Source organism: Nocardioides sp. NPDC057772, from assembly GCF_042798075.1.
GTDB lineage: Bacteria > Actinomycetota > Actinomycetes > Propionibacteriales > Nocardioidaceae > Nocardioides.
Genome location: NZ_JBHVKN010000155.1, coordinates 1 through 12,062, shown reverse-complemented (window position 1 = coordinate 12,062; position 12,062 = coordinate 1). Strand labels below are relative to the sequence as shown.

The 12,062-nt window shown below is 71.0% G+C and carries 9 protein-coding genes and 1 pseudogene; 7 read left to right on the top strand and 3 right to left on the bottom strand.

What is annotated here, in order from left to right:
• From ACFVJS_RS20835 to araA, 3 genes and pseudogenes are all read left to right on the top strand, one after another.
• Positions 1-284: pseudogene (locus tag ACFVJS_RS20835) on the top strand (hypothetical protein); the annotation flags it as partial.
• Positions 284-973, top strand: a complete 690-nt coding sequence (locus ACFVJS_RS20830; protein ID WP_378884316.1) for an L-ribulose-5-phosphate 4-epimerase — start codon at positions 284-286, stop codon at positions 971-973. The pseudogene ACFVJS_RS20835 and the gene ACFVJS_RS20830, both read left to right, overlap by 1 nt.
• A 53-nt stretch (positions 974-1,026) precedes the next feature.
• Positions 1,027-2,553: an L-arabinose isomerase gene (araA, locus tag ACFVJS_RS20825; RefSeq protein ID WP_378884315.1), complete on the top strand. Its 1,527-nt coding sequence runs from the start codon at positions 1,027-1,029 to the stop codon at positions 2,551-2,553.
• Between the two features lie 4 nt (positions 2,554-2,557).
• Here the strand turns inward: araA and ACFVJS_RS20820 are convergent, their stop codons facing one another.
• Positions 2,558-4,801: an MMPL family transporter gene (locus ACFVJS_RS20820; protein ID WP_378884313.1), complete on the bottom strand. Its 2,244-nt coding sequence runs from the start codon at positions 4,799-4,801 to the stop codon at positions 2,558-2,560.
• A gap of 29 nt (positions 4,802-4,830) precedes the next feature.
• Between ACFVJS_RS20820 and ACFVJS_RS20815 the strand changes: the two genes are divergently transcribed.
• Entirely contained in the window at positions 4,831-5,448 is a 618-nt protein-coding gene (locus ACFVJS_RS20815) for a TetR/AcrR family transcriptional regulator (protein WP_378884311.1), read from the top strand.
• A gap of 60 nt (positions 5,449-5,508) precedes the next feature.
• On the opposite strand, the gene ACFVJS_RS20810 is transcribed toward ACFVJS_RS20815, so the two are convergent.
• Together ACFVJS_RS20810 and ACFVJS_RS20805 are read right to left on the bottom strand one after the other, a co-directional pair.
• Positions 5,509-6,915: an FAD-binding oxidoreductase gene (locus ACFVJS_RS20810; RefSeq protein WP_378884309.1), complete on the bottom strand. Its 1,407-nt coding sequence runs from the start codon at positions 6,913-6,915 to the stop codon at positions 5,509-5,511.
• A gap of 31 nt (positions 6,916-6,946) precedes the next feature.
• On the bottom strand, positions 6,947-8,206 hold the full coding sequence (locus ACFVJS_RS20805) for an alpha-hydroxy acid oxidase (RefSeq protein WP_378884306.1): 1,260 nt from the start codon (positions 8,204-8,206) through the stop codon (positions 6,947-6,949).
• A 76-nt stretch (positions 8,207-8,282) separates the two neighbouring features.
• Between ACFVJS_RS20805 and ACFVJS_RS20800 the strand changes: the two genes are divergently transcribed.
• The 3 genes from ACFVJS_RS20800 to ACFVJS_RS20790 all read left to right on the top strand — a co-directional run bounded on the left by ACFVJS_RS20800 (position 8,283) and on the right by ACFVJS_RS20790 (position 12,000).
• Entirely contained in the window at positions 8,283-9,404 is a 1,122-nt protein-coding gene (locus ACFVJS_RS20800; protein ID WP_378884303.1) for a mandelate racemase/muconate lactonizing enzyme family protein, read from the top strand.
• The gene (locus ACFVJS_RS20795; RefSeq protein WP_378884300.1) at positions 9,401-10,084 is read left to right on the top strand and encodes a FadR/GntR family transcriptional regulator; all 684 of its coding nucleotides are present in this window, start codon (positions 9,401-9,403) and stop codon (positions 10,082-10,084) included. Before ACFVJS_RS20800 ends, ACFVJS_RS20795 begins: the two co-directional genes overlap by 4 nt.
• A gap of 92 nt (positions 10,085-10,176) precedes the next feature.
• Entirely contained in the window at positions 10,177-12,000 is a 1,824-nt protein-coding gene (locus ACFVJS_RS20790; RefSeq protein ID WP_378884298.1) for a pectate lyase, read from the top strand.
• The last annotated feature ends 62 nt before the right edge of the window (positions 12,001-12,062 follow it).

Sequence of the window (12,062 nt, the reverse complement as noted above, 5' to 3'; positions counted from 1 at the left end):
ATCTCGAACCTGCACAAGGCGCCGCTGTCGTCTTTGGAGGCGCTCGCGCCCCGGTGACGCGCGGGCGTACGGGCGAGGACGGTCAAGTCACCGACCTCACCCTGAGCGCCTACCTCGCCGAGCGCGTCTTCGGCGACATCGATCTCGAGGTCGTCGAGCCGGACGCCGCCGACCTCGCCGGATTCCAGACCTACCTGGCGAGCTACGAGGCCGGCCTCGACATCGAGCGTGCCGCCGTGGCCTCGCTCACCACCGCTGAACCAGACACCGAAGGAGACCAGTGATGACGGGCGTCCCCACCGCTCTTCGCGCCGCCGTCGACGCCGCCAAGGAGCGGGTCGCCGCGCTCCACGCCGAGCTGCCCCGCTGGGAGCTGGTCGTGTGGACCGCCGGGAACGTCTCCGAGCGGGTGCCGAACCCCGACGGCGAGGACCTGCTGGTCATCAAGCCGTCCGGAGTGGCCTACGAGGACATCACCGCCGAGGCGATGGTCGTGTGCGACCTGGCCGGCAACCTCGTCGAGGGCGAGCGGTCGCCGTCCTCGGACACCGCCGCCCATGCGTACGTCTATTCCTCCATGCCCGAGGTCGGGGGAGTGGTCCACACCCACTCCACCTACGCCACGGCCTGGGCGGCCCGAGGCGAGGAGATCCCCTGCGTGCTCACGATGATGGCCGACGAGTTCGGCGGACCGATCCCGGTCGGCCCGTTCGCGATCATCGGCGACGACTCCATCGGCCGCGGCATCGTGGAGACCCTGCGGGAGTCACGCAGCCCGGCCGTGCTGATGCGCAACCACGGCCCGTTCACCATCGGCAAGGACGCCCGCGCCGCGGTCAAGGCCGCGGTGATGTGCGAGGAGGTCGCCCGCACCGTGCACATCGCGCGCCAGCTCGGCCAGCCGCTGCCGATCGACCAGCGCCACGTCGACTCCCTCTACGACCGCTATCAGAACGTCTACGGCCAGCACTGAGCCATGCCCTCGACGCCTCAGCACACCCACGTCAGCACTGGAAGGACCCCCACATGAGCAAGCCCATCGCGCCCAAACCCTATGGCGACCGCGAGGTCTGGTTCTTCACCGGCAGCCAGGACCTCTACGGCGAGGAGACCCTTCGTCAGGTGGCCGAGCAGTCCCAGGAGGTCGCCCGAGCCCTCGACGCGTCGGACGACGTACCGGTGAAGGTCGTGTGGAAGCCCGTCCTGAAGGACTCCGCGGCGATCCGCCGGGCGATGCTCGAGGCCAACTCCGACGACAACGTCCTCGGCGTCATCACCTGGATGCACACCTTCAGCCCGGCCAAGATGTGGATCACCGGCCTGGATGCGCTCCAGAAGCCGCTGCTGCACCTGCACACCCAGGCCAACGTCGAGCTCCCCTGGTCGGAGATCGACATGGACTTCATGAACCTCAACCAGGCCGCCCACGGCGACCGGGAGTACGCCTACATCGCCACCCGCCTCGGCGTCGCCCGCACCACCGTGGTCGGCCACGTCTCGAACCCGGCGGTCACGCGCCGCGTCGGCACCTGGGTCCGCGGTGCCGCCGGCTGGGCCGCCACCCACGGGCTCAACCTGGTCCGCTTCGGCGACAACATGCGCAACGTCGCGGTCACCGAGGGCGACAAGACCGAGGCCGAGCTGCGCTTCGGCGTCTCGGTCAACACCTGGGGCGTCAACGACCTCGTCGCCGCCGTCGAGGCCGTGGCCGAGGACGCGGTGGACGCGCTCGTCGCCGAGTACGAGGACCTCTACGACGTCGTGCCCGAGCTGCGCCGTGGCGGCGAGCGCCACGAGTCGCTGCGCTACGCCGCCCGCCAGGAGATCGCCATGGAGGCGTTCCTGGTGGAGCGCGACGCGAAGGCGTTCACCACCAACTTCGAGGACCTCGGCGGCCTGCGCCAGCTCCCCGGCATCGCCGTGCAGCGGCTGATGAGCAAGGGCTACGGCTTCGGTGCCGAGGGCGACTGGAAGACCGCCGTCCTGGTGCGGGCCGCGAAGGTGATGGGGGAGGGGCTGCCCGGCGGCGCGTCGCTGATGGAGGACTACACCTACGACCTCACCCCTGGCGCGGAGCTGATCCTCGGTGCCCACATGCTCGAGATCTGCCCCTCGCTGACCACCTCCACCCCGCGCGTGGAGATCCACCCGCTCGGGATCGGCGGCCGCGAGGACCCGGTCCGGATGGTCTTCGACGCCGACTCGGTCGAAGGTGCTGTGGTCGTGTCCCTCGCCGACATGCGCGATCGGTTCCGCCTGACCGCCAACGTCGTCGACGTCGTACCCCCGACCCAGGCCCTGCCCAACCTGCCGGTCGCGCGCGCCGTCTGGTCCCCACGCCCCGACTTCGCCACCTCGGCCGAGGCCTGGCTGACCGCCGGCGGCGCCCACCACACGGTGATGTCGACCGCCGCCGGGATCGAGGCCTTCGAGGTCTTCGCCAACATCGCCCGCACCGAGCTGCTGGTCATCGACGAGTCGACCACCCGCCGCGGCTTCGCCGACCAGGTGCGCTGGAACCAGGTGTTCTACCGGGTCGCCCAGGGGCTGTGACGCGTCAGCCGGCGTCGTGGATCCGGTAGCGCCCGAAGAGCCGCGTCAGCGGTCCCGGTAGCCACCAGTTCGCGTCGCCGGCCAGCCGCATGAACGCCGGGACCAGGATCCCGCGGATGATGGTGGCGTCGGCCAGCACCGCGATGGCGGTGCCGATGCCGACCATCTGCAGGTACATCACTTCGCCGGTGGCGTAGACCGCGAACGAGACGGCCAGGGTGAACGCGGCGGCGGTGATGAGCGGGGCGCTGCGCTGCAGCCCGGTGAGCACGGCCGTACGGTTGTCGCCGGTCTGGTCGTAGACCTCCCGGATGCGGGAGACCATGAAGACCTCGTAGTCCATCGAGAGCCCGTAGACCACGCAGAACATCAGCAGCGGGAACGCCGGGTCGAGGGTGCCGATCGGAGTGAACCCGAGCGCTCCGTCGAGGAAGCCGTCCTGGAAGACAAGGGTGAGCACGCCGAACATCACCCCGACCGAGAGCAGGTTGAGCAGCGTGGCCTTGAGCGGGATCAGCAGGGAGCCGCTGCACAGGAAGAGCAGCACGAAGGTCACCACCAGGAGCAGCGCCCCGATGAGCGGCAGCCGGTCGACGAGCGCGTCGCGGAAGTCGACGAGCTGGGTCGGGTAGCCACCGACGAGATGCTCGCCGAACGGGCTGGGGAGAGCGCGTACGTCGCCAACCAGGTCGTCGGCGACGCCGTCGGCCAGCGCGGTGCGCTCGGGGACGGCCTCGATCCGTTGGTCTCCGTCGGTCGAGGTCAGCCGCGGGTCGGCGGGCCCGATGCGGCGGCCGTCGGCGTAGGTTCCGGCCGGCGAGCCGACCTGGGCGATGTCGTCGTGTCGGGAGAGCTCGGCGGCGTACGTCGCGATCTCCTCGGGCGTGGCACGGGCGTCGGCCGCCGCGGGAAGGATCTGGAGGGCGTCCTGCGGCTCGGCCGGGAACTCCTCGCGCAACTGGTCATAGGCATCACGCACCGAGTGGGCGGCGGGGAGCACCCGCTCGTCGGGTACGCCGATCCGCAGCCCGAGCGCGGGGGAGGCGAGCGCGAGCAGCAGCACGAGCGCGACGCCGCCCCAGGCGAGCGGCCGGCGCATCACGCGGCTGCCGAGCCGGTGCCAGCGCCCCGCTTCGACCGGAGCCGGCTGCGGGACGGCGACCCCGCGGCGCGCCCAGCGCTCGCCGATCATGGCCAGCGCGGCGGGCAGGATGACCAGTGCGCCGAGACCGGCGGTGAGGACGGCGAAGATGCCGGCCCACGCGAAGGAGCGGAGGAAGTCGAACGGCAGGATCAAGAGCACGGCCATGGCGGCGGCGACCGTTGCGCCGCTGAAGATCACCGTCCGTCCCGACGTACGCAGAGACTCCCGCAAGGCGTCCTCGACTCGCGCGCCCCGCCCCAGCGCCTCGCGGAACCGCGAGATCACGAAGAGGCTGTAGTCCACGCCCAGGCCGATGCCCATCACCAAGGTGATGTTGGCGGCGAAGGTCGCGATCTCGACGGCTCCGGTGAGCAGCCGCAACCCGGCGAGAGTGGCGACGACGGAGAAGAGCCCGATGCCGAGGGTCAGCAGTGCCGACGAGAGACGGCGGTAGATCACGACCAGGAGAATGAGCATGAGCGGCAGGATGATCACCTCCGCGCGCAGGAAGTCGGCTGTCGCCTGCTCGCTGATCTGGGTCGAGGCTGCTTCGGAGCCGGCAACGCGCACCTCGATCGGGCCGCTGCTGCGCGTGTAGTCCGGGATGTAGCCGGCGATCGCCTCTCGCGCGCTGGTCGCGTCGCCGGTGACATGAGCGAGGATGAGACCCGAGGCGCGGTCCGTGCTGGTCAGCGTCGGGTCAGGCGCCGGCGCAGACCAGTAGGACCAGACATCTCCGACGGCCTTCTCGCCGGCGAGCTCGGCCTCCACGGCTTTCGCCGCCTGGGCGATCTCCGGGTCGTCGACGGTTCCGCGGGGCGCCGTGACGAGCAGGATGAGATTGGCATTGCCGGTGTCGAAGCGGTCGAGGAGCTCGGTCTGGGCGCGCACCGACTCGGTGCCGGCCGCCTCCCAGCGGCTGAGCACGAAGGAGGACATGGCGCCGGCGGCGAGTGCGGTCAGGGCGAGGGTCGTCACGACCGCAGCGACAAGCACGCTGCGACGCCGACGGTGGATGAGGCTTGCGAGCGTCTCGAGACGGGACGTACGCGAGCCGGTGTCGGGGGCGGAAGGTTCGAGGTATGTTTGCGAGTGAGTGCTCACAATTCGAAAATACGAGAGGTGACTCGTAAATGCAAGAGGCTTCGGCCCGCCCTGTCCGCAAACGCCAGGCCAGGGGGGAGCGGCGGATCCAGCAGATCCTGCACGCCGCCGCGACGGTCTTCGCCGAGAAGGGATACGACGCCACCTCGACCAACGCGATCGCGACGGAGGCCGGCATCTCCCCGGGCTCGCTCTACCAGTTCTTCGCCAACAAGGACGAGATCGCCCGGGCGCTGTCGGAGTACTACGCCGGTGAGCTCACCCGGCTGCGCGCCGAGACCTTCGATCCGGCCGGAACCGCCGACGCCGACCTCGACGGGCTGGTCGAGTCCACCCTCGCCTCCCTGCTGGAGTTCAACCTGGCCCATCCCGGCTTCAAGGCGCTCTTCGCCCGTACTGACATGCCCGCGTCGCTGCGTGAAGCCGTCGCGCCGGCGCAGCAGGTCGTACACGCCGGCATCGTCGAGATCCTGGTTCCGCGGTTCCCGGGTCGCTCGGCCGAGGAGGTGGATCTCATCGCCACCGTCGCCATCCAGATCGTGCGCGGGATGACCCCGTTGCTCCTCGACGCACCCGACGAGGCGACCCGCGCTGCCCTGGCGGCGCAGCTGCGGACCGCGGTGCTGTCGTATCTGCGTAGTGCGTAGCGGGCGGCCGCGGGCCGTCGGTTTCCCGCCATGGCGGGAGTGTGGCTCCGCAACCCCGCCCTACCCGTGAGCCAGCACCTTCCGAGGATTCATGACCCCGTCGGGGTCGATCGCCCGCTTGACGGCCCGCAGGAGGTCGACCTCGACACCCGCCTTGTACGCCGCCGCAGCATCCCGCTTGAGCGTCCCGATGCCGTGCTCGGCGGAGATGCTGCCGCCGAGCGCGGTGACGGCGTCGTAGACGATCCGGGTGAGCGCGGGAGCCTCTCGCCTCAGCGCCGCGTCGTCGCCGACGGGGGCGGAGATGTTGTAGTGCAGGTTGCCGTCGCCGATGTGCCCGTACGTCACCAGCCGCAGCCCCGGCAGCGCGTCGAGCAGCCTCGGGCCGACCTCGGCGACGAAGCGGGACATTGCCGTGATCGGCAGGGTGATGTCGTGCTTGAGGGTCGCGCCCTCGCTCTTCTGTGCCTCTGAGACCCCTTCGCGCAGCGCCCACAGCGACTCCCGCTGGGCGGGGCTTCCGGCGACCACGGCGTCCGCGATCAGCCCGGCCTCTGCGGCGGCCTCGAGCGCCGACTCGAGCCGGTCGTCGACGTCGGCGGAGGTGCCGGCGAGCTCGACGAGCCCGTACCACTCGTGCTGCTCGGCGAACGGGTCGCGGGCGCCGGGCAGGTGGGTGAGGACCAGGTCGAGCGCCTGCCGCCCGAGCAGCTCCCAGGTCGTCAGGAGTCCACCGCCCTGGGATCGGAGCAGCGGCAGCAACGCGGTCGCCGCCTCGACCGACTCGAGCGCGACGAAGGCGGTCGCGCGGCGCGGCGTGGCCGGCAGCAGCCGCAGCACGGCCGCCGTGACCACGCCGAGGGTGCCCTCCGAGCCGATGAACAGCTGCTTGAGGTCGTAGCCGGTGTTGTCCTTGCGCAGCGGGCGCAGACCGTCCCAGACCCGGCCGTCGGGGAGCACGACCTCCAGGCCGAGCACCAGTTCGCGCATCATCCCGTAGCGGAGGACCGCGGTGCCGCCGGCGTTGGTCGCGATGGTGCCGCCGATGGTGCACGACCCCTCCGAGCCCAGGGAGAGCGGAAAGAGGCGCCCCGCGGCGACGGCTGCCTCCTGGACGCTCGCCAGCGGCGCACCGGCCTCCACCACGAGGGTGTCGGCGACCGGGTCGACCTCCCGGACCCGCCGCATCCGGCCGAGCGAGAGGACGACCTGGTCGCCGCCGGAGTCGGGTACGCCGCCGCCGACGAGGCCGGTGTTGCCGCCCTGCGGGACGACCCCGACACCGGCCTCCGCGCAGAGTCGAACGGCGGTCGCCACCTCGGAGGTCGAGGCCGGACGCACCACCGCGAGGGCGGTGCCGGTGAAGACGCCGGTCCAGTCGGTGACGTACGCGGCCATGTCTGCGGGGTCGGTCAGCACGGCACTCTCGCCGAGGGCGGCGCGCAGGTCGTGGACGAGGTCGGTCATCGGGTTCTCCTCGGGTCGGTGGGGGAGTCGGTCATGCCGACCGCAGACGTACGTGCTCGGGGCCGATCGCCGCGATGTCGGGGGTGCCGAGCAGGCACATCGCCCGCCGCAGCTCCTCGACCAGCAGGGTCAAGGTGGCGTCGACCCCCTGCTGCCCGCCGACCATCAGGCCGTAGAGATAGGGGCGGCCGATCATCACGCCACGGGCGCCGAGGCCGAGAGCCGCCGCGACGTCGCCGCCGGAGCGGACGCCGGAGTCGACGTACACCTCGGTCCGGTCGCCGACCGCGTCGACCACTGCCGGCAGCAGCTCGAGCGGCACCGGTGCCCGGTCGAGCTGGCGGCCACCGTGGTTGGAGAGCACCAGGGCGTCGGCGCCGGCCTCGACGCAGGTGACCGCGTCGGCGACCGAGAGCACCCCCTTGACCACCACCGGGCCGTCCCAGTGCTCCTTGAGCCAGCCGATGTCCGCGGGCCGGATCGCCTGCTCGCGCAGCTCGTTCGACATGCCCCACCGGCCGTGGTGCGACCCCTCGGGGAAGGTCGCGAACCGCAGCGGCTCGGTCGTCAGGATGTTGGCGACCCAGCCGGGGTGGCGCGCCATGCCCGCGAACGTACGCAGGCTCAGCTGTGGCGGGATCGCGAAGCCGTTGAGCTTGTCCTTGCGCTTCATCCCGGTCACGGTCGTGTCGATGGTCAGCATCAGCGCCTCGTAGCTCTGAGACGCCGCCTCGGCAAGGTGCTCGAGCGTCACAGAACGGTCCTTCATCAGGTAGACCTGGAACCAGTTGCGTCCCTGCGGCGCCGCGGCCGCGACGTCGGTGATGGAGGTCGTGGCGTACGTCGAGAGCGTGTAGGGGAGCCCTGCGGCGGCCGCCGCGGCAGCGACCGCCCGCTCGCCGGTGTGGTGGCTGAGTCGGGTGTAGCCGGTCGGCGCCAGCACGATGGGTGCCGCCGCCGGACGCCCGAGGATCGAGGTACGCACCTCCGGCTCGGCCACCTGGCCGAAGGCCGTGGGTCGCAGCTCCACGCGGTCGAACGTCTCCCGGTTGCGGCGCATCGCGTGCTCGCCGTCCGAGCCGCCGTACACGTAGTCCCACACCGCCGCCGGCACTCGCCGGCGGGCGGCGCGCTCCAGGTCGTCGACGCTGAGGCAGCGCGCCAGCCGGCGGTCGGCGGCACGCCAGTGGAACGGGCGCGGTCGAAGGAACGGCGCGAGATCGCGCCATCGAGGAACCTGCCGGACGACCTGCTGGACAACCTGCTCGGCAACCTGGGCACTGGCGGTCACGCTCTGGACTCCTCATCACTCATCAGATAAGTTTCGAACTTGTCATACAACTTAGCCCATCGAGGAGCCCTCCGCCATGGCCGCCGACCGCATCACGTCCCTGACCCTGTCCCACGTCGTCCTCCCGCTCGAGAATCCGGTCAGCGACGCCAAAGTGCTCACCGGGCGGCAGAAGCCGCTCACCGAGACCGTGCTGCTCTTCGTCGAGGTGACGACCGAGCAGGGCTTCGAAGGCATGGGCTTCAGCTACTCCAAGCGGGCCGGCGGCCCGGCGCAGTACGCCCATCTCAAGGAGATCGCCCAGGTCGCCATCGGCCAGGACCCCTCCGACATCGCCAAGATCTACGAGTCGCTGATGTGGGCCGGTGCCTCCGTCGGCCGCAGCGGCGTGGCGACCCAGGCCGTCGCCGCCCTCGACGTGGCGCTCTACGACCTCAAGGCCCGGCGCGCCGGCCTGCCGCTGGCCAAGCTGCTCGGCGCCCACCGCGACTCCTGCCGCGTCTACAACACCTCCGGCGGCTTCCTCCAGGCGAGCGTCGAGGAGATCAAGGAGAAGGCCACCGCCTCGCTCGAGGCCGGCATCGGCGGCATCAAGATCAAGGTCGGCCAGCCCGACTGGGCCGAGGACCTGCGCCGCGTCGCCGCGATGCGCGAACACCTCGGCGACACCCCGCTCATGGTCGACGCCAACCAACAGTGGGACCGTGCCCGCGCCCGGCGGATGTGCCGCGAGCTCGAGCAGTTCGACCTGATCTGGATCGAGGAGCCCCTCGACGCCTGGGACGCGGTCGGCCACGCCGACCTGTCGCGTACGTTCGACACGCCGATCGCCACCGGCGAGATGCTGACCTCGGTGCCCGAGCACATGGCGCTGATCGACGCCGGCTACCGGGGCATCGTGCAGCCGGACGCGCCGCGCATCGGCGGGATCACCCCGTTCCTGAAGTTCGCCACGCTCGCCGCTCATGCCGGTCTGGCGCTCGCGCCGCACTACGCGATGGAGATCCACCTGCACCTCGCCGCGGCCTACCCGACCGAGCCGTGGGTCGAGCACTTCGAGTGGCTCAACCCGCTCTTCGAGGAGCGCATCGACATCCACGACGGTCAGATGTGGGTGCCGGACCGCCCGGGTCTCGGCTTCACGCTCAGCGACCAGATGCGCAAGCTCACCGTGGAGACGGCTAAGTTCACGGCATGACTCTCAGCACCGGGCTCGCCGACCGCGTCGTCTCCGGGATCAAGGACCAGATCCTCGCCGGAGACCTCGCTCCGGGGGCGAAGCTGCCCTCGGAGTCCGACCTCGTGGCCACCTACGGGGTGTCGCGGACGGTGGCGCGTGAGGCGGTCACCCGGCTGCGCGCCGAGGGCCTGGTCGAGACGTTCCAGGGCCGCGGCTCGTTCGTCCTGGCGGTTCCGGCGCCCTCGCCGTTCGCGCTGGAGTCCTCCGCGATCCGTACGCAGCACGACGTGCTCGACATGGTCGACTTCCGGCTCGGCGTGGAGTGCGAGGCGGCGGCCCTGGCCGCCGCCCACCTCGACGAGCAGGGTGCGCGCTCGATCGAGGAGGCGCTCGCCGCGCTGGCCGCCGCGCATCCCGACGGCGCGGTGGAGGCCGATTTCGCCTTCCATCGTGCCGTCGCGGCCGCGACCGGCAACCGTTTCTACCTCGACCTGATGGACTCGCTGGGTCCGATGATGATCATGCTGCCGCGCACCCGGCTCGGCGACGCCTACTCGCCCAGCGACGCGCTCCACGTCGAGCGGGTGCAGCGCGAGCACGACAACATCGCCGCCGCGATCCTCTCCCGCGACGCCGACACCGCCCGGGCAGCCATGCGAGTCCATCTGGGCAGCACCCGCCGGCGCTTGCAGCAGTGACTCCGTGGCCGTGACCACATTGCCCTGGCGGGCATCGTGTGAGTCGGCATCGGTATTGGCCGCGGGAGTGTGAGTCTCGTCACGATGGAGGGATGAACTCACCTGCGAAGAAGTCCCCACCGAGCTCGACGCTGAGTCGCCGTCGGCTCGTCCAAGCAGCAGCGGCCGGCCCGCTTCTCGGCGCCGCGAGCGGCGTCGCCGGTCTCACCACCTCGGCCGCGGCGGCCACGTCCACCAGCGCCGAGGGCGTCCGCGACGCGATGCTCCGTGCGGCGACCTACATGGACGAGACGGTCTCCTACGAGGGCGCCTACGTCTGGAGCTACCGTCCCGACCTGTCCCTGACCTGGGGCGAGATGGAGGCCCGGCGCACCATGTGCTGGGTCCAGCCACCAGGCACTCCGACCGTCGGGCACGCCCTGCTCGACGCGTACGTCGCCACCGGCGAGAAGCGCTTCCTGCACGCCGCGCGGCGCACCGGCCGGGCGCTCGTCCGGGCGCAGCGCCCCGAGGGCGGCTGGAACTACATCCACGACTTCGCGGGCCCGAAGTCGTTGCGGCGCTGGTACGAGTCGATCGGGATCAACGGCTGGCGCCTGGAGGAGTTCCAGCACCTCTACGACAACTCGACCTTCGACGACGCCGCCACCTCGACCGCAGGCCAGCTGATCCTGCGCCTGCACCTGCTCGATCCACGTGACCGCGGCTTCCGACGGTCTCTGAACAAGGTGATCGACTTCATCACGGATGCTCAGATCAGCGGAGGCATCGGTGACGGCGGCTGGCCGCAGCGGTGGCCCCTCGACCCGAAGGCGACCACCGAGATGCCGTGGCCGAAGACGCTGCCGTCCTGGCTGCCCGAGGATGCCCGCGAAGGCATGGTCGACGGCGACTACACGCAGCACGTCACCTTCAACGACAACGTCCTCGGCGAGAACATCAAGCTCCTGCTGATGTGCGTCGTCTCCCTGGGCCGGGACGACCTCGTCGACCCGGTGCGCCGGGCGATGGAGTGCGTACGTCGCATGCAGCAGCCCGCACCCCAGGCCGGCTGGGGCCTCCAGCACCTCGCCGAGGACCGGGACGGACGCCCGGCGGGCGCGGTGGCCGCGGGCCGCTCCTACGAACCGCGGGCACTGACCACCCATACCACCCAGACCAACATCGAGCAGCTGTTCACCTACTTCCAGCTCACCGGCGACCGTACGTTCCTCGACGGCGTCCCGGCAGCGCTGGACTGGCTGGCGAGCTGCCGGCTGACCGCGCAGCAGCGGGCGGAGAACCCGCTGATCGCCAGCCGGACGCACCCGACCTTCGTCGAGCCGGGGACCAACCGGGCGCTGTTCGTGCACCGGTTCGGCTCGAACATCAACAACGGCGCGTACTACTACGACCACGACCACCACGACACGCTCAGCCACTACTCCGGTGGGCGCTCGGTGGCGGAGGCGCGGCTGCGGTCCGAGTACGACCGCCTCCGGGCCCTGACCGACACCGAGGTGGCCGACCTGGTGGCCCGCTCCCCGCTCACGCCGGGAGAGCCCTACGACCTGCCGCCGTTCTTCTCGCTGCACGACCTGGGTCTGCTCGAGCTGCTGCGTGGCACCTCCCACGAGGTCGACCGGCCCGACGAGGCCGAGGTCGCGGCGGTCATCGCAGACCTGGGGGAGAAGGGCTACTGGCTCTCCCCGGCCGAGGCGGTCACCAACCCGTTCCGCGGCCCGGGCACCACACACCCGTACGACGGGAAGGCCTACATGAGCAAGCACGTCGGCGACACCTTCGACACCTCGCCCTATCCCTCGAGCAACCCGCCCGCGGTGCCGCCCTACCAGCCGGCCGAGCCGCCCCAGCTGATCAACACCTCCACGTTCGTCGAGAACCTGGGGACGCTGATCCGCGCTGCGGCCTCCTGACCTGCATCGAGAAAAGAGGAACGGGTGGCCCGGCGACCGCCGGACCACCCGTTCCCCATGGG